The organism is Pseudomonas sp. NFACC05-1, assembly GCF_900100135.1.
Lineage (GTDB): Bacteria > Pseudomonadota > Gammaproteobacteria > Pseudomonadales > Pseudomonadaceae > Aquipseudomonas > Aquipseudomonas fluorescens_Q.
The window spans coordinates 154,863-170,970 of sequence record NZ_FMTR01000006.1; the positions used below are offsets into that span (position 1 = coordinate 154,863).

Consider the following 16,108-nt stretch of genomic DNA (forward strand, 5'->3'; position numbering starts at 1 on the left):
CTCCTCGGACGCTCCGCGTTCGGCTTCTTGGGACGCAGAGCGTCCCTGGCTGCATTCCCACGCAGAGCGTCCAGGCAACGCCCATGAAAAAGCCCCGCTCTTCTCTCAAAGGCGGGGCTTTTTCATGGGGATGAGGAGATCGTCTCAAACCGCTCCGAGCCGCTCGACCATGTCTGGAAATTTCTCGACCAGCCTGATCAGAAGAGCCGCCTGGGCATTGGGTTTGGACTTCTCCTGCTCCCAGTTCCTAAGGGTGCCAGGACTGGTCCTGATGCTCTTGGCAAAAACGGCCTGAGACATATGGAGCTTGTCGCGCAACGCTACGATTTCTTGCGCCGACACCTCGGGAACCGGTTTGTCTTCGATCGATATCTGGCGAAGGGTAATCTTGCCCTCACGGTGAGCAGCCATCTCCTCGACGCCTTGCATCATCTCGGCAAACAGATCACGTTTTTTCATAAGGTACCTCGCACTTTCAACTCTGCTTCTATGGCGCGCTTGAGCGTCTTCTCTTGCTCGGAGGTGAGGTTTTCCAACTCGTCCTTGTCATAAATCGCGAACATCCAGAACTGACGATCATTCATGAGCCAATAGTAAATGACTCGCAACCCACCTCGCTTCCCTTTGCCACGGCGTTCATCGAACCAGCGCAGCTTACGAAAGCCGCCGGTACGTGGCATGACGTCCCCGACCTCAGGATGCTGCAGCATATAGGACTGAAGCAGGCGATATTCATCGTCAGTCAGGTAATGGCCAACCGTGGCGGTGAACGTAGTCGTTTCAAAAAATAGGGTACGCATGGCAAAAACTATAGGCAAATTGCTTATAGTTCAACAAACCAAAATCTATTGCGACGAATGACAGCCAATCCATGCCCCACCTAGACAAAAAGCCCCGCGCTTCTCTCGAAGGCGGGGCTTTTCGTGCAGCTTCTGAAGCTTAAGGCGCGTACGTCAGCAGCAGCTCACTCGGCACTTTGAAGTCCAGGGACATCATGACGCTCAGGGCGGTGATGGTGAAGATCGAGAACACGAACAGCTTGCGTGCCCAGACCGTGTCGTCCACCGCCTTGTAGCCGGTCCAGGCCATGTACAGCCAGTACATGCCCATGGCGGCGGCGACGGCGAGGTAGCTCATGCCGGCGTAACCGCTGAAAGTCAGCATCAAGGTCGCCACGAGGAAGGCCAGGATGTAGAGCAGGATGTGCTTCTTGGCCACGCGGATGCCGCGCTTGACCGGCAACACCGGAATCGACGCTGCCAGATAGTCATTGAAGCGGAAGATCGCAATGGCGTAGGAATGCGGCATCTGCCACAGGCTGAACATCACCAGCAGCGTCAGCGCCGCCATGTCGAAGCTGTTGCTCACCGCCACGTAGCCGATCACCGGCGGCATCGCCCCCGACAGGCTGCCCACCAGCGTGCCGTGGACCGACTTGCGCTTGAGGTACAGGCTGTAGAGGCCGACGTAGATGACAAAACCGATCACCGCGAACAACGCCGCCAATGGATTGGCCACCCAGTACAACAGCGCCACGCCGGCCACGCCCAGCACCGTGGCGAATGCCAGGGCCAGTTGCACCGGAATCAGGCCTTGGACCAGCGCCCGATTCTTGGTGCGCTCCATCTTGATGTCGATATCGCGGTCGATGCAGTTGTTGAACACGCAACCGGACGCCACCACCAGGGAAGTGCCGATCATCGCCGCCAGGAAGATGGCCAGATCGACATGCCCTTTCGAGGCCAGGAAAAACCCGCCTGCCACAGAAAGCACGTTACCGAAAATGATCCCCGGCTTGGTGATTTGGATAAAGTGCTTCAGGGACATCCGGACTTTCCTCAGTGCGCCATCATGTTGGTGTGGATGCTGAACATGATCCACAACGACAGGCCGACCAGCAGGACAATCACGATCGCGGCAAAGACAAACGCGACCACGTTGTTACGTTGGGCGGCGGAGCGGTCCAGGTGCAGGAAGTACACCAGGTGCACCAATACCTGGACCACGGCGAAGATCAGGATGATCCACAGGGTCAGGCTCTTGGGCAGCGACGGGTACATCACCAGGCCGAACGGAATGACGGTCAGGATCACCGACAGGATGAAACCGATGGCGTAGGACTTGACGCTGCCGTGGCCGGCGTCGTGGCCATCATGGGAATGTGCGTTAGCCATTTACAGGGTCCCCATCAGATAAACAACGGTGAATACGCAGATCCACACCACGTCCAGGAAGTGCCAGAACAGGCTCAGGCAGCTCAGGCGCGTCTTGTTGGTGGCGGTCAGGCCGTTTTTGTGGACCTGGTACATCATGATCGCCATCCAGATCAGGCCGCTGGTCACGTGCAGGCCGTGGGTGCCGACCAGGGTGAAGAACCCGGACAGGAAACCGCTGCGGCTAGGACCGAAGCCTTCGGAGATCAGGATGTGGAACTCGTTGATCTCCATGCCGATGAAGCCGGCACCGAACAGGAAGGTCATGGCCAGCCAACCCAGTACCTGGGTTTTCTTGCCCTTGAACAACGCCAGCATGGCGAAGCCGTAGGTGATCGAGCTGAACAGCAGCAGCGCGGTTTCGCCCAGTACGTACGGCAGTTCGAAGATGTCGTGGCCCGATGGGCCACCGGCGACGTTGTTAACCAGCACCGCGTACGCTGCGAAGATCGACGCAAACAGAATGCAGTCGGTCATCAGGTAGAGCCAGAAACCGAATACGGTCATCTCGCCCGAATCGTGGTGATGGTCATCGTGCCCATGGTCATGACCATGGGCGTGTCCAACAGTGGTCACTAAGTTCGACATGGTTTAAGCCTGTTCCAACGAGGTTTCAACACGGGTGGCGTTGGCGGGGACTTTCCCGGCCGCGACCAGACGTTTGTGCTGCTCGGCTTCGATGCGCTCGATGACATCCACCGGCACCATGTAGCCCTGATCGTCACGGGCAGCATGGATAGCGAAATACACCACGGTGCCGACCAGGCTGGCGATGGCCAGCCACCAGATGTGCCAGATCATCGCGAAACCGAACACGGTCAGCAGCGCGCCCATGACCACACCGGTAGCCGTGTTGTTGGGCATGTGGATCGGCTCGTACTTGGCCGGGACCGGGTACGCGGTACCGTTTTCCTTGGCTTCGGTGAACGGGTCGATGACGTCTGCTTTTGGCAGCACGGCGAAGTTGTAGAACGGCGGTGGCGAAGAGGTCGACCATTCCAGGGTATGGGCATTCCACGGGTCGCCGTGTTCGCACATGTTCTCTGGCTTGTTGCGATCGCGCACGCTGACATACAACTGGATCAGCTGGCAGGCGATACCAACAGCGATCATCACCGCACCAAACATGGCGACGTACAGGTACGGCACCCACTCAGGGTTGGTGGTGGTGTTCAGGCGACGGGTCATGCCCATGAAGCCCAGTACATAGAGCGGCATGAACGCGACGAAGAAGCCGGTGATCCAGAACCAGAACGCTGCCTTGCCCCAGCCCTCGTGCAGCTTGAAGCCGAAGGCTTTCGGGAAGTAGAAGGCGAAGCCGGCGATGTAGCCGAACACCGCACCGCCGATGATCACGTTGTGGAAGTGCGCGATCACGAACAGGCTGTTGTGCAGCACGAAGTCAGCACCCGGGATGGCCAGCAATACGCCGGTCATGCCGCCGATGGCGAAGGTCACCATGAAGCCCAGGGTCCACATCACGTGGCTGGTGAAACGCAGACGGCCCTGGTAGATGGTGAACAGCCAGTTGAACAGCTTCACCCCCGTCGGGATCGAAATCAGCATCGTCGCCAGGCCGAAGAAGGCGTTGACGCTGGCACCCGAACCCATGGTGAAGAAGTGGTGCAGCCAGACCATGAAGCCCAGTACCGAGATCGCGCCGGAAGCGTAGATCATCGAGTGGTGGCCGAACAGTTTCTTGCCGGAGAAGGTCGAGATGACTTCGGAGAAAATGCCGAACGCCGGCAGGATCAAGATGTACACCTCAGGGTGACCCCAAGCCCAGAACAGGTTGACGTACATCATCGGATTTCCACCCAGTTCATTGGTGAAAATGTGGAAATCCATGTAGCGGTCAAGCGTCAGCAAAGCCAGGGTAGCGGTCAGGATCGGGAAGGAAGCGACGATCAGCACGTTGGCCCAGGTGCAGGTCCAGGTGAAGATCGGCATGTCCATCAGCTTCATGCCCGGGGTACGCATCTTCACCACGGTGGCGAGGAAGTTGACCCCCGTCAGCGTCGTACCCAATCCGGAAAGCTGTAGCGCCCAGATGTAGTAATCCATCCCCACGCCCGGACTGTATTGCAGGCCCGACAGCGGCGGATAGGCAACCCAGCCGGTCTTGGCGAACTCACCAACGCCCAGGGACAGGTTGATCAGCACCACGCCGGACACCAGCAACCAGAAGCTCAAGGAGTTCAGGAACGGGAAGGCCACGTCACGGGCGCCGATCTGCAGCGGCACTGCGAGGTTCATCAGGCCGGTGAAGAAGGGCATCGCCATGAAGATGATCATGATCACACCGTGGGCGGTGAAGATCTGGTCATAGTGTTCAGGCGGCAGGTAGCCAGGCGAACCCTCGGTGGCCATGGCCAGCTGGGTACGCATCATGATGGCGTCGGCAAAACCACGCAGCAGCATGACCATGGCGACAATGATGTACATCACGCCGATTTTCTTGTGGTCGACCGAGGTCAGCCACTCGGTCCACAGGTAGGTCCACTTCTTGAAATAAGTGATGCCTGCAAACAATGCCAGACCACCGAGCGCGATGATGGCGAGGGTCACCATGACAATCGGCTCGTGGAACGGGATCGCTTCCCAACTTAATTTACCAAACATCGTTTACTCCTCTGCCCCGGCAGCTGAATGCGAGCTCATGTCCATCCCTTCCATGTTGTGAGCCACTTCCTTCTCGTTCTTCTCGTGGTGCATCGGCTTGCCCGGATTCATCCCTTCATACTTGTCGATGATGGTCTGGAACAGGTTCGGCGTAACCGACGAGTAGAGTTCGACTGGGTTGTTCTGGCTCGGCTTGGAAAGGGCTTCGTATTCAGCTTTTTCAAGCTGTTTAGGTGCCTTCTTCACATCGTTGACCCAGGCGTCGAAATCTTCCTGGGTCGTGGCGATTGCTTTGAACTTCATGCCGGTAAAGCCCGCGCCGCTGTAGTTGGCGGAGATACCGTCGAGTTCGGCGTTCTGGTTGGCGATCAGGTGCAGCTTGGTCTGCATGCCCGCCATCGCGTAGATCTGGCCGCCCAGGCCCGGGATGAAGAACGAGTTCATCACGGTGTCGGAAGTGACCTTGAAATTGATCGGCGTGTGGGCCGGGAACACGATCTTGTTGACCGTGGCGATGCCTTGTTCCGGGTAGATGAACAGCCACTTCCAGTCCATGGAGACCACTTCAATGGTGATCGGCTTGACGTCCGAATCCAGCGGACGATAGGGGTCCAGGGCGTGGGTCGACTTGTAGGTGATGTAACCCAGGGCAATGATGATCAGCACCGGGATGGTCCACACCGCCACTTCGATCTTGGTCGAGTGCGACCACTTCGGCGTGTAGGTGGCATTGGTATTGGTTGCGCGGTACTTCCAGGCGAACAGGAAGGTCATGACGATGACCGGCACAACGACCAGCAACATCAGCAGCGTAGCGGTGATGATCAGGTTTCGTTCATCCAGGCCGACCTGGCCCTTGGGATCGAGCAAGGTCATGTTGCAGCCTCCCAGCAGCAACGTGCCGAGCAGCGGCAACAAGCCTAGTAATCGGGGGTACCTGTTTTTACTCATCTCACGACCTCTAAAGCAGCTTGCGCAATGCAGTTGGGTTTTGATCGCCAACACTTCACCCTGCCAAGGGTTGGCATTTTCTTGGATTGAATAAGGGCTGCCCGTCGAACGTCAGCGGCAGTTCGACACATCCTGGGCCAGCAGTGAGTTCTTATTCGTTGGTCAAAGGCCTAGTTCAAGCCCAATTCCATTTGGTGCGGGTAGTTGGAGGCACCGACACCTGGGGTCGCATGGGGCGCTGGCGCCCTTCGACCACTCTCGTGCTCAAGCTTGAGCCGGGTCGGAAAATCGGTGCGGGCGATTGTAGTGAGCTGACGCGCTGTAGACCATGTCTCATCTCGAAATAATTTTTATCCGATCCGGCAACAATCTCTTGCCGATATTGCAACGAGCCAGCATGTTATCGAAATTCATTCTCAACAAGAACCCCAAAAAACGTAGGCCTACTACGCCCGATTTAGACAGCTCGAGAGGATCATCAAGAGGTTTTTTGCCCGGCAAGCGCCCAGTTTTCGGGGCCTGCGCCGCCTGACGCGGCGCTGTTAAAAATGCCTGCTGCAGGCGATACCCTGATTGCGAAACCAGACATTTTTTTGTTACAGGAAAGCGTGCTTTATCTCCCTCGCAAGGGCTGAGCGCCGCAAGATATGTGACAACGTGTCGCACATTGCCGCAGGTCATTCTTGCCTCGGATCAAGGACGCTCCGGCTTGAGCGTGAAACGTAAAACGCCCCGACTCTCCAGAAGAGAACCGGGGCGTTTCAGCGAGGCGTTTCAGCGAAGCGGTTTGCGGTTACGTGACACCAGCAACGGCACCAGCACCACTGTCAACACAAAGGCCACCAGTGCCCACTGTGCCAGGGACAGCCCCAGGATCGGTGGGTAGGGGGTGGAGCAAAAGCCGTCGACCTGGAATCCCAACGGAAAGATCTTCGCCAACGGCAGGTCATCGACAATCGGTTGCAACACGTCGATGCCGCAACTGACCGCCGGAAAGAACTGGGTGTACACGTGATGCCCCGCCACACCGGCACCGGCCAGGGCGCTGAGCACCACCAGGCCTTCGAAAATCGTCAGGCTGCGGCGGGTGCGCATGGCGGCACCGATGAAGGCGAAGATTGCGATCAGCAACAGCGCATAGCGTTGCAAGATACACAGCGGGCACGGCGCCTCACCGAGGGCCACCTGCATATACAGCGCACCGCCAATCAGCGCCAGGCAGATCAGCCCCAGCAGCACCAGATAGCGCCGCTCACGCCCTAACCGCATCATTTCCTCACTCATTGCGTTTCCCTTTGTCTGCATGGATCGACGCGCGGCACGGCAACATTCGGGCGCGCGGTCGGATGCCCGAAGTCTACACGCAGACCATGACAGTGAACGAGCAGCGGGCGTCGACATTGAAGGGGAATAGACCGCAAGAAGGTTAAGTGCGGATTAATTCTGGCAGTTGGACAAGGATGGACCTGCCGTCGCCATCGCGAGCAGGCTTGCTCGCGAAAGCGATGGGTCAGCTTGCATCAATGTTGGATGTGCCGCCGTCTTCACGAGCAAGCCCGCTCGCACAAGGGATCTGTGGCGGGCGTGGAGACCTTATTCCAGCGCTGCCGCCGGGCCGAAGAATTCGTAACGGCTCTGCTGCTCCGGCACGCCCAAGGCCTTGAGGTGACGCTTGACGGCACCCATGAAGCCCTTCGGGCCGAGGAAATAGGCGTCCACGTCACGTTGCTGCGGCAGCCATTGCGCCAGTTGTTCCTGGCTCAGCAGCCCCACCTTGTCGGCCGCCGGGCTCAAGCCGTCGTCTTCGTCGTAGCAATAGAAGCGCTTGAGCTGCGGATGCCGCTTGGCCAAGTCGTCGATCCAGTCGCGGAAAGCATGGGCACGGCCGTTGCGCGCGCAATGAATGAAATGCACCGGCCGCTCGGTTTGCAGCGCCGCCTGCAACATGGCCAGGGTCGGGGTGATGCCGACGCCGCCACTGATCAGCACCAGCGGTTTGTCGCTGGCAGTCAGGTAGAAATCCCCGGACGGCGGGAACAACTGGATGCGGCTGCCGACGTCGAAATGATGATGCAGGTGGTTGGACACCCGCCCGCCCGGCTCGCGCTTGACGCTGATACGGTATTGACCGTTGTCCGCCAGGGCTGACAATGAGTAGTTGCGGCGTACTTCCTCGCCATCGAGCATGAGCTTCATGCCGATGTACTGGCCCGGCTCGGCCAACAGGATCGGGCCCTTGTCCGCCGGTTCAAAGTAAAACGAAGTGATCTCCGAGCTTTCCTGGACCTTGGCTGTCAGGATGAATTCACGCTCGCCACGCCAGCCGCCCGGCGCCTGGGCCTTCTTGTCGTACATGCCAGCTTCGGCGCCGATCAAGATATCGGCCAACTGGTTGTAGGCTGCGCCCCACGCCGCAATCACTTCGGGTGTGGCGATCTCCGCGCCCAGCACTTCGGCGATTGCTCGCAGCAGGCACGAACCGACAATCGGGTAATGTTCCGGCAGGATCTGCAGGGCAACGTGCTTGTTGACGATCTTCGCCACCAGGTCGCCCAATTGATCGAGTTGGTCAATGTGCCGCGCATACATCAACACACCGTTGGCCAAAGCCCGCGGCTGATCGCCACTGGCCTGGTGAGCCTGGTTGAACAACGGGCGTACCTGCGGGTATTCGGACAGCATCATGCGATAGAAGTGAGTGATCAGCGCCTCACCACCACTTTCAAGCAACGGAACGGTGGAACGAATGATGGCGCGTTCTTCTCGACTGAGCATAAGGTGACTCCTGGCGTATGACCGATAACAGTTAGGTAAGTCTTATCAGTTTCCATGCCATTAATTTTTTTATTGAATATCAGTCAGTTACATACAGTGTAGTCATATCGACACGGTTCATCTTATAGTCGTTAAGACTACATGGAGTCATTATGACCGCAACCGCCCTGCTGACCTCTCTGCTGCCACTGGTGGCCGATCTGTCCCGCGAACTGCCTGAAGGCGAACGTTATCGGCGCCTGCTCGGCACCTTGCGAACCCTGCTGCCCTGCGATGCGGCGGCGTTGTTGCGCCTGGACGGCGACTGCCTGGTGCCGCTCGCCGTGGATGGCCTGAGCACCGATACACTGGGCCGGCGATTCCGGGTCAGCGAACACCCGCGCTTCGAAGCGCTGCTGGCCAACCCACAGCCCACCCGCTTCGCCGCCGACAGCGGCCTGCCCGATCCCTACGACGGACTGGTCGAGGGGCTCGCCGAGCATCTGGAGGTTCACGACTGCATGGGCTGCCCGCTGTTCGTCGACGAGCGGCCCTGGGGCCTGCTGACCCTGGATTCGCTGGATCCGGAGCGCTTCGAGCCCATCGACCTGAGTGCCCTGCAAGCCTTCGCCAGCCTCGCCGCCGCCACGGTCAGCGCCGCCGAGCGCATCGAGCGCCTGGCCCTGAAGGCCGAGGACGAGCACCGCCGCGCCGAGGTCTATCGCCAGGCCAGCGGCCAGCAACCTCGCGACATGGTCGGCCAGAGCAAGGCCCACAAACGCCTGGTGGAAGAGATCACGCTGGTGGGCAGCAGCGACCTGACGGTATTGATCACCGGCGAAACCGGCGTGGGCAAGGAACTGGTCGCCCAGGCCATCCATGCCGCGTCGAAACGTGCCGAGCAGCCACTCATCAGTCTCAATTGCGCCGCCCTGCCCGATACCCTGGTGGAAAGTGAACTCTTCGGCCATGTACGAGGCGCCTTCACCGGGGCCACGAACGACCGGCGCGGCAAGTTCGAACTGGCCGACGGCGGCACCTTGTTTCTCGACGAAGTGGGCGAGTTGTCCCTGGCCGTCCAGGCCAAGTTGTTGCGGGTACTGCAAAGCGGCCAACTGCAACGCCTGGGCTCGGACAGGGAACACCGGGTCGATGTGCGCCTGATCGCGGCCACCAATCGCGACTTGGCCGAGGAAGTGCGCAACGGCCGTTATCGGGCCGACTTCTACCATCGCTTGAGTGTGTACCCGCTGCAGGTGCCGGCGCTGCGCGATCGTGGACGTGATGTGCTGCTGCTCAGCGGTTTTTTCCTGGAGCACAACCGTTCGCGCATGGGCCTGGGCAGCCTGCGCCTGACCGGCGACGCCCAGGCCGCGCTGCTGGCCTACGACTGGCCAGGCAATGTGCGCGAACTGGAACACCTGATCGGCCGCAGCGCCTTGAAGGCCTTGGGCCGGTGCGCGACGCGCCCGAAAATCCTCAGCCTCAGCGCCCAGGACCTGGATTTGCCCCAGGCGCCTGTGGACAACCCCACTCCTTCGTCCATCAGCCCGGCGTCGACCGCGCAGGGCGTAACGGGGGACTTGCGCGAAGCGGTGGACGAGTTCCAGCGCACGCTGATCGCTGCCTGCCTGGAGCGTCACCAACACAACTGGGCCAGCGCCGCCCGGGAGCTCGGGCTGGACCGGGCGAACCTGGGGCGGATGGCCCGGCGGTTGGGGCTGAAATAATCCCGTCTGTTGCCGCCGACCGCTGTTGTGGCGAGGGGATTTATCCCCGCTGGGTTGCGAAGCAGCCCTGAAACCTCTCGCCTCGGAGTGCCAGACTAAATGCGTTCAACCTTTCTGGGGGGGTTGCTACGCAACCCAGCGGGGATAAATCCCCTCGCCACAAATAAATCCCCTTGTCACAGATAAATCCCCTTGCCAGAGATAAATCCATTCACCACAAGGTGTGTACTCACAGGTCATTGACTTGAAATTGACTGTCGACAGCTTTCGCCCTAAAGCCTGCCCCCGACAAGTCGATAACCCAATATCAAAAGCTGTTTTGGCGAGCGGCATGCTCGCCCCACCTTTTTCCACAGAAGGTTTTTATGTCTTCCAACAAAGCCCGCGCAGATTCACTTTCGCTTCTGCTGTTTACCTTGCGCAGCGGCAAGCTGATGGCAATCAACCTGCTCAAGGTCAGCGAAATCATTCCCTGCCCACCATTGACCAAGCTGCCGGAGTCGCATCCGCACGTCAAAGGCATCGCCACCCTGCGCGGGACATCGTTGTCGGTGATCGACCTGAGCCGCGCCATTGGCGAGCGACCGCTGGAAGACCCGGATGGTGGCTGCCTGATCGTCACTGACGTCAGCCGCTCCAAACAGGGTTTGCATGTGCAGGCCGTGAGCAAGATCGTGCATTGCCTGACCACCGACATCAAACCACCGCCCTACGGCTCCGGCGGTGTGCGTTCGTTCATCACCGGCGTGACCTCGGTGGACGGCACGCTGGTGCAGGTGCTGGACATCGAAAAGGTCATCCACGGCATCGCGCCAGCGCAGATCGAAACCGCGCCGACCGAACTGAGCATGGAAGACGCCGAGGTGCTGGGCAACGCACGGATCCTGGTGGTCGATGACAGCCAGGTCGCGCTGCAGCAATCGGTACACACCCTGCGCAACCTGGGTCTGCAATGCCACACCGCCCGCAGCGCCAAGGAAGCCATCGAATGCCTGCTGGACCTGCAAGGCACGGCCGAACAGATCAACCTGATCGTCTCCGATATCGAGATGTCCGAGATGGACGGCTATGCCCTCACCCGGACCCTGCGCGAAACGCCTGACTTCGCCCACCTCTACGTGTTGCTGCACACCTCGCTGGACAGTGCCATGAACAGCGAAAAAGCCCGGCTGTCGGGTGCCAACGGCGTGCTCACCAAGTTCTCTTCACCGGAACTGACCAAGTGCCTGATCACGGCGGCCAAGGCCGTTGCCGAGCAAGGTCACTGAGTCATCTCGGTTGCTCGCTTCTGCGTTCCAGCGCGGGAGCGATCACCGTCCGACAACCTCAGGCATACTCTTGTCCTGGCTTCCCGGAACAAGGCTCCCTGATGAAAATCCGTCTGTTGATTCTCCTTGGTCTCACCGTCCTGGCCTCCCAGGCTCATGCCTCCAGCCCGGACGCCTGGGCCACCCACGATAAAGCCGTGCTGGCCAGTTGCATCAAGGCCAGCAGCTTGAAGAGCGCTGAGCCGGTGGGTAGCGCCGCTCAATTCGACGACCGGGTCGGCTACACCGCGCTATTGCTGCAAGGCCAATATCCGCAGGAACACATGAAAGGGGCGATCGGCACCGAGTTGTGCCTCTACCGCAAAAAAACCAAAACCGCCTACGTGACCGAGTGGGACTCGATCCACCCTGCCGCTACCGACCGGTGAGTGGCGCATAACTTGCTTCGCACGGTCCATCACGGCGTTTTTCTGTCGCCGTCCCCAGCTTTCTGCGACCGGGCGCTCAATGAACACAACGTTTTCCTGTGTAGGGTGCGGCAAATGCTGCACCGATCACCACGTCCCCCTGACCCTCGACGAGGCCCGGATGTGGGCGGACGACGGCGGCCAGGTGATTGTCCTGGTGGAAGCCTTCCTGCCCAATGGCCTCGGCCTGCCGGCAGGGCAACGCGAGCATGCCGAACGACGCTCGGCGGTGGTCCGTAGCGGCACGAGCGACGCCCTGGTGGCGATCACGCTCGCCGCTTATAACGTGGGTCGTTGCCATAATCTGGACGACGAAAACCTGTGCCGCATCTATGAGCGCAGACCCTTGGTGTGCCGCATCTATCCCATGGAAATCAACCCACACATCCCGCTCAATACCGCCGCCAAGGATTGCCCACCGGAGTCGTGGGAAACGGGGCCGCAGTTGATACTTGGCGGTGAATTGGTGGACCAGGAACTGGCCCGGTTGATCGAGCGTTCACGCCAGGCCGATCGTGAGGAAATCGCGATCAAGGAACGCATCTGCATGTCCCTGGGTATCCACACGACGGCGTTGAAGGGCGACGGATTCACGGCCTACCTGCCGAACATGGCTGCGTTTGCCGCCGCCATCGATCAAGCCCGCTCTCGGCCGTTGGACCAAGCGCCTGGCGAATGGCAGTTCCACCTGTCCGGCGAGGATGTGGCCAACCAGGTCTCGGCCAGCGGCGCGCGGGTGGTCACTGAAGCACCGGTCACCTACGCGTTCATTTCCCTGCGAGCCGCCTGAGTCTGTAAAGATCCCCCAGAGGACTGGCGGCGCTGCGATTACACTCTCCCCTCTCGCCTAACCCGCGCCATGAATGTTAGCGTGCTTGGTATTCCCTGCAGATGAGCCTTGCACGATGAAAAAAACCGTACTTGCCTTCAGCCGTATCACGCCCCCCATGATCGAACGCCTGCGCCAGGACTTCGACGTGATCGTCCCCAACCCGTCGAACGGCGACATCAACGCGCAGTTCAACGAAGCCTTGCCTCACGTCCACGGGCTGATCGGTGTCGGTCGCAAGCTCGGCCGCGAGCAACTGCAGAGCGCCACGAACCTGCAAGTGGTCTCCAGCGTGTCGGTGGGCTACGACAACTATGACCTGGCCTACTTCAATGAGCGCGGGATCATGCTCACCAACACCCCCGACGTACTCACCGAAAGTACCGCCGACCTGGCCTTCGCCCTGCTGATGAGCAGCGCCCGGCGCGTGGCCGAACTGGACGCCTGGACCAAGGCTGGCCAATGGCAGGCGACAGTCGGCCCGCAACTGTTCGGCAGCGATGTACATGGCAAGACCCTGGGTATCGTCGGCATGGGCAATATCGGCGCGGCCATTGCCCGGCGTGGCCGACTTGGATTCAACATGCCTATCCTCTACAGCGGCAACAGTCGCAAGACTGAACTGGAAAACCAACTGGGCGCACAGTTTCGCGAATTGGATCAGTTGCTGGCCGAAGCGGACTTCGTCTGCCTCGTCGTACCGTTGAGCGAAAAGACCCGCCACCTTATCGGTCAGCGTGAACTGGGCCTGATGAAGCCGAGTGCCATCCTGGTCAACATTTCCCGGGGCCCTGTGGTAGACGAACCAGCGTTGATCGAAGCGTTGCAGAACAACCGCATCCGCGGTGCCGGGCTGGATGTCTACGAGAAAGAGCCATTGGCCGAATCGCCGCTATTCCAGCTGAAAAACGCCGTGACCCTGCCCCACATTGGCTCGGCGACTCACGAAACCCGTGAGGCCATGGCCAATCTGGCTGTGGATAACTTGCGCAGTGCCTTGTTGGGCGAGCGACCAAAGAACCTGGTCAACCCGCAAGTCTGGAAGTAAACCTTCCGCAAAAGTCCCCGGCGGAACACACCGTGGCGAGGGAGCTTGCTGTGGCGAGGGGATTTATCCCCGTTGGGCTGCGCAGCAGCCCTGATCCGGCTGATGTGGTCGACCTGACTCACCGAGCTGTCAGGGTTTGGGGCTGCTCCGCAGCCCCACGGGGATAAATCCCCTCGCCACAGCAAGCTCCCTCGCCACGGGGTTATCGCCAGGCGTTCTGTCTCAGCGGGCACCCAGCGCGACATTCGTCGCCACCGGCCGCGGCTTGCGGAACACCAGCACGTTCCCCAGCATCACCAGGACCAACCCGACCAGCGCCGGCGCGGTCCACTGATACCCTTCGGCAAACGCCGAGACATTCAACGCCACCACCGGGAACAACACGGTGCAATACGCCGCCCGCTCCGGGCCCATGCGTCCCACCAGCGTCAGATAGGCCGTAAAGCCGATCACCGAACCTGGGATCACCAAGTACAACAGCGAGCCGATGTAGCGTGTGCTCCATTCCATGTCGAACGGGATGCCTTTGAACGCACACCACACCGCCAGCATCGCCGCGCCATAGGCCATGCCCCAGGCGTTGGTGGTCAACGGCTTGAGGCCCGCCTTCTGCTGCAGGCTCGACAGCATGTTGCCTGCCGAGAAACACAAGGTGCCCAGCAACGCCAGCGCCAAGCCAAGCAAGGTTTGCGGGCTTGCGCTATGGCCGGCCAGTTCCGGCCAGAATAGCAGCGCCAGCCCCAGCAGCCCCAGGGCGCCCCCCAACAGCACGTTACGGGCAATCCGCTGACCGAAGAACACGCGGGCATTGAGAGCGTTCCAGAGCGTGGCGGTGGAAAACACCACAGCGACCAACCCACTGGGAATCCACTGGCTGGCAGTCAGGAAGCACATGAAATTAATGCAGAACAAGCACAGGCCCTGGGCAACGCAAATCAAATGGCCGCGCCGATTCATCACCTGCAAGCGCCGGCTGAGCAAGAGCATCGCAAACAGGATCAGGGCTGCAAGGCCGAAGCGATAGACAATCGACACGGGAATGGCGACGACGCCCAACTGCAATTTCAGGGCAATCCAGGTGGTGCCCCAGATGAGCACGGTAAGCAGGTACAACGAGAGGTTCATGGTGACGGCTCCTGACAATGACGCTCAGTGTCCCGCTGCCATTGACCCGGCGCTTGCGTAAACTTGCGGTTTTGTCGGCTGACAGGCTGGCACGGATCGACCGACAGAGTAGGATGCAAGCGTTGGAGAACCGATCATGTCCACACTGCAAACCCTACAAGTCTTTCAAGCCCTCAACAGCTCGCCCAATGCTCGCCTGGAGCACAGCGCCGAGCTCGGGGACGGCATGGCGGCCGCTTTGTGGAGCAACCACCACGACGCCCGGGACTACGAGGCGCCAACGCACCATACGCTGTCGTGCTACATCGCTGGCGGCACCGGTACGTTTCGCCGCGAGCGGCCCGACACCACGGGGGCACCGGACAAACTCTGCATCCTGCCGGCCGGGCATGAATCAGCCTGGATCATCAACGGCGACATTCGCCTCGCCCACCTGTATTTCAGTGCTGAACAATTTGCCCTTGGTTGCGTCACACTGCTGGACCGCGAACCCCGGCAGGTGCAACTGCACGAAGAGACCTTCCTCGACGACCCGCGACAGGCACAGCGATTTCGCCAGTTGATCGCGCTGAACTGGGACGAACCCGGTGAACGCCTGCTGACCACCAGCCTGGCCCATGACTTGCTCAATCACCTGCTGCTCAGCCAGGTGGGCCAACGCCAGGGACTTCGCCTCAAAGGCGGCCTGGCCGCTCATCAGCGGCGGTTGCTGGTGGATTACGTCGACAGCCACTTGGCCGATGCCATTAGCCTCGGCCAATTGGCGGCGTTGTGTGCGTTGTCCGAATACCACTTCGCGCGGATGTTCCGCGAGAGCTTCGGGCTGCCTCCTCATCAATATGTGCTGGCCAGACGCTTGACCTGCGCGCGGCATTTGCTGCGCACCACCTCACAACCGCTGGGCGACGTGGCGCTGGCCTGCGGATTTGCCAGCGCCAGCCACTTCACCAATCGTTTTCGCCAGACCTTGGGGGCAAGCCCCGGGGAATATCGACAGGCATTCTTGCGCTAGGCACCACCGCGCTCCGGTCAAATGAAACAACCAGGCACTGATCCCGATTGCCGTAGCCACTGCCGCGCCCCTACAATGCGAACAATTCT

The 16,108-nt window shown here is 60.1% G+C and carries 17 protein-coding genes; 6 read left to right on the forward strand and 11 right to left on the reverse strand.

Annotation, left to right across the window (positions count from 1 at the left end; all coding sequences use genetic code 11):
• Positions 1-144 precede the first annotated feature (144 nt).
• The 10 genes from BLO97_RS12120 to hmpA all read right to left on the reverse strand — a co-directional run bounded on the left by BLO97_RS12120 (position 145) and on the right by hmpA (position 8,561).
• Positions 145-459 carry a helix-turn-helix domain-containing protein gene (locus BLO97_RS12120; RefSeq protein ID WP_063324464.1) on the reverse strand — a complete coding sequence of 105 codons (315 nt, stop codon included), beginning with the start codon at positions 457-459 and terminating at the stop codon, positions 145-147.
• A complete protein-coding gene (locus tag BLO97_RS12125) occupies positions 456-800 on the reverse strand; it encodes a toxin (protein ID WP_092223719.1) in 345 nt (114 codons plus the stop codon). Before BLO97_RS12125 ends, BLO97_RS12120 begins: the two co-directional genes overlap by 4 nt.
• Positions 801-939: 139 nt before the next feature.
• On the reverse strand, positions 940-1,827 hold the full coding sequence (cyoE, locus tag BLO97_RS12130) for a heme o synthase (protein WP_003178131.1): 888 nt from the start codon (positions 1,825-1,827) through the stop codon (positions 940-942).
• Positions 1,828-1,838: 11 nt separating this feature from the next.
• Positions 1,839-2,174 (reverse strand): cytochrome o ubiquinol oxidase subunit IV, encoded by a 336-nt coding sequence (gene cyoD, locus BLO97_RS12135; RefSeq protein WP_014340102.1) that lies wholly within the window; start codon positions 2,172-2,174, stop codon positions 1,839-1,841.
• A complete protein-coding gene (locus tag BLO97_RS12140) occupies positions 2,175-2,801 on the reverse strand; it encodes a cytochrome o ubiquinol oxidase subunit III (protein ID WP_063324462.1) in 627 nt (208 codons plus the stop codon).
• A 3-nt stretch (positions 2,802-2,804) separates the two neighbouring features.
• Positions 2,805-4,835 carry a cytochrome o ubiquinol oxidase subunit I gene (gene cyoB / locus BLO97_RS12145; protein WP_092149448.1) on the reverse strand — a complete coding sequence of 677 codons (2,031 nt, stop codon included), beginning with the start codon at positions 4,833-4,835 and terminating at the stop codon, positions 2,805-2,807.
• A 3-nt stretch (positions 4,836-4,838) separates the two neighbouring features.
• Complete coding sequence (gene cyoA / locus BLO97_RS12150) at positions 4,839-5,786, reverse strand: ubiquinol oxidase subunit II (RefSeq protein ID WP_057451773.1); 948 nt, start codon at positions 5,784-5,786, stop codon at positions 4,839-4,841.
• 333 nt (positions 5,787-6,119) lie between these two features.
• Positions 6,120-6,467 carry a hypothetical protein gene (locus tag BLO97_RS30900; protein WP_139197678.1) on the reverse strand — a complete coding sequence of 116 codons (348 nt, stop codon included), beginning with the start codon at positions 6,465-6,467 and terminating at the stop codon, positions 6,120-6,122.
• Positions 6,468-6,560: 93 nt separating this feature from the next.
• The gene (locus tag BLO97_RS12160) at positions 6,561-7,070 is read right to left on the reverse strand and encodes a disulfide bond formation protein B (RefSeq protein ID WP_033062546.1); all 510 of its coding nucleotides are present in this window, start codon (positions 7,068-7,070) and stop codon (positions 6,561-6,563) included.
• 309 nt (positions 7,071-7,379) lie between these two features.
• The gene (gene hmpA, locus BLO97_RS12165; protein WP_092346024.1) at positions 7,380-8,561 is read right to left on the reverse strand and encodes an NO-inducible flavohemoprotein; all 1,182 of its coding nucleotides are present in this window, start codon (positions 8,559-8,561) and stop codon (positions 7,380-7,382) included.
• Positions 8,562-8,713: 152 nt separating this feature from the next.
• Here hmpA and norR point away from each other — a divergent pair, with 152 nt between their 5' ends.
• The 5 genes from norR to BLO97_RS12190 all read left to right on the forward strand — a co-directional run bounded on the left by norR (position 8,714) and on the right by BLO97_RS12190 (position 13,882).
• Positions 8,714-10,270, forward strand: coding sequence for a nitric oxide reductase transcriptional regulator NorR (gene norR, locus BLO97_RS12170; RefSeq protein WP_092149442.1), 1,557 nt, complete (start codon positions 8,714-8,716; stop codon positions 10,268-10,270).
• Between the two features lie 365 nt (positions 10,271-10,635).
• The gene (locus BLO97_RS12175) at positions 10,636-11,538 is read left to right on the forward strand and encodes a chemotaxis protein CheV (protein ID WP_057451776.1); all 903 of its coding nucleotides are present in this window, start codon (positions 10,636-10,638) and stop codon (positions 11,536-11,538) included.
• Between the two features lie 101 nt (positions 11,539-11,639).
• Positions 11,640-11,966, forward strand: a complete 327-nt coding sequence (locus tag BLO97_RS12180) for a hypothetical protein (RefSeq protein WP_072344311.1) — start codon at positions 11,640-11,642, stop codon at positions 11,964-11,966.
• 79 nt (positions 11,967-12,045) lie between these two features.
• Positions 12,046-12,795, forward strand: a complete 750-nt coding sequence (locus BLO97_RS12185) for a YkgJ family cysteine cluster protein (RefSeq protein WP_092346026.1) — start codon at positions 12,046-12,048, stop codon at positions 12,793-12,795.
• A 115-nt stretch (positions 12,796-12,910) separates the two neighbouring features.
• On the forward strand, positions 12,911-13,882 hold the full coding sequence (locus BLO97_RS12190) for a 2-hydroxyacid dehydrogenase (protein WP_063324456.1): 972 nt from the start codon (positions 12,911-12,913) through the stop codon (positions 13,880-13,882).
• Between the two features lie 222 nt (positions 13,883-14,104).
• Here the strand turns inward: BLO97_RS12190 and BLO97_RS12200 are convergent, their stop codons facing one another.
• Positions 14,105-15,007 carry a DMT family transporter gene (locus tag BLO97_RS12200; protein WP_072344318.1) on the reverse strand — a complete coding sequence of 301 codons (903 nt, stop codon included), beginning with the start codon at positions 15,005-15,007 and terminating at the stop codon, positions 14,105-14,107.
• A 136-nt stretch (positions 15,008-15,143) separates the two neighbouring features.
• Between BLO97_RS12200 and BLO97_RS12205 the strand changes: the two genes are divergently transcribed.
• On the forward strand, positions 15,144-16,019 hold the full coding sequence (locus BLO97_RS12205; RefSeq protein ID WP_092346028.1) for a helix-turn-helix domain-containing protein: 876 nt from the start codon (positions 15,144-15,146) through the stop codon (positions 16,017-16,019).
• The last annotated feature ends 89 nt before the right edge of the window (positions 16,020-16,108 follow it).

What these genes read in the sequence shown, in the direction of transcription:
- cyoB (WP_092149448.1), bottom strand. Translation starts at nt 4,835, where the DNA reads ATGTTTGGTAAATTAAGTTGGGAAGCGATCCCGTTCCACGAGCCGATT.
- BLO97_RS12160 (WP_033062546.1), bottom strand. Translation starts at nt 7,070, where the DNA reads ATGAGTGAGGAAATGATGCGGTTAGGGCGTGAGCGGCGCTATCTGGTG.
- BLO97_RS12180 (WP_072344311.1), top strand. Translation starts at nt 11,640, where the DNA reads ATGAAAATCCGTCTGTTGATTCTCCTTGGTCTCACCGTCCTGGCCTCC.
- cyoA (WP_057451773.1), bottom strand. Translation starts at nt 5,786, where the DNA reads ATGAGTAAAAACAGGTACCCCCGATTACTAGGCTTGTTGCCGCTGCTC.
- BLO97_RS12125 (WP_092223719.1), bottom strand. Translation starts at nt 800, where the DNA reads ATGCGTACCCTATTTTTTGAAACGACTACGTTCACCGCCACGGTTGGC.
- cyoD (WP_014340102.1), bottom strand. Translation starts at nt 2,174, where the DNA reads ATGGCTAACGCACATTCCCATGATGGCCACGACGCCGGCCACGGCAGC.
- BLO97_RS30900 (WP_139197678.1), bottom strand. Translation starts at nt 6,467, where the DNA reads ATGACCTGCGGCAATGTGCGACACGTTGTCACATATCTTGCGGCGCTC.
- BLO97_RS12185 (WP_092346026.1), top strand. Translation starts at nt 12,046, where the DNA reads ATGAACACAACGTTTTCCTGTGTAGGGTGCGGCAAATGCTGCACCGAT.
- BLO97_RS12190 (WP_063324456.1), top strand. Translation starts at nt 12,911, where the DNA reads ATGAAAAAAACCGTACTTGCCTTCAGCCGTATCACGCCCCCCATGATC.
- hmpA (WP_092346024.1), bottom strand. Translation starts at nt 8,561, where the DNA reads ATGCTCAGTCGAGAAGAACGCGCCATCATTCGTTCCACCGTTCCGTTG.
- BLO97_RS12200 (WP_072344318.1), bottom strand. Translation starts at nt 15,007, where the DNA reads ATGAACCTCTCGTTGTACCTGCTTACCGTGCTCATCTGGGGCACCACC.
- BLO97_RS12120 (WP_063324464.1), bottom strand. Translation starts at nt 459, where the DNA reads ATGAAAAAACGTGATCTGTTTGCCGAGATGATGCAAGGCGTCGAGGAG.
- norR (WP_092149442.1), top strand. Translation starts at nt 8,714, where the DNA reads ATGACCGCAACCGCCCTGCTGACCTCTCTGCTGCCACTGGTGGCCGAT.
- BLO97_RS12140 (WP_063324462.1), bottom strand. Translation starts at nt 2,801, where the DNA reads ATGTCGAACTTAGTGACCACTGTTGGACACGCCCATGGTCATGACCAT.
- BLO97_RS12205 (WP_092346028.1), top strand. Translation starts at nt 15,144, where the DNA reads ATGTCCACACTGCAAACCCTACAAGTCTTTCAAGCCCTCAACAGCTCG.
- BLO97_RS12175 (WP_057451776.1), top strand. Translation starts at nt 10,636, where the DNA reads ATGTCTTCCAACAAAGCCCGCGCAGATTCACTTTCGCTTCTGCTGTTT.
- cyoE (WP_003178131.1), bottom strand. Translation starts at nt 1,827, where the DNA reads ATGTCCCTGAAGCACTTTATCCAAATCACCAAGCCGGGGATCATTTTC.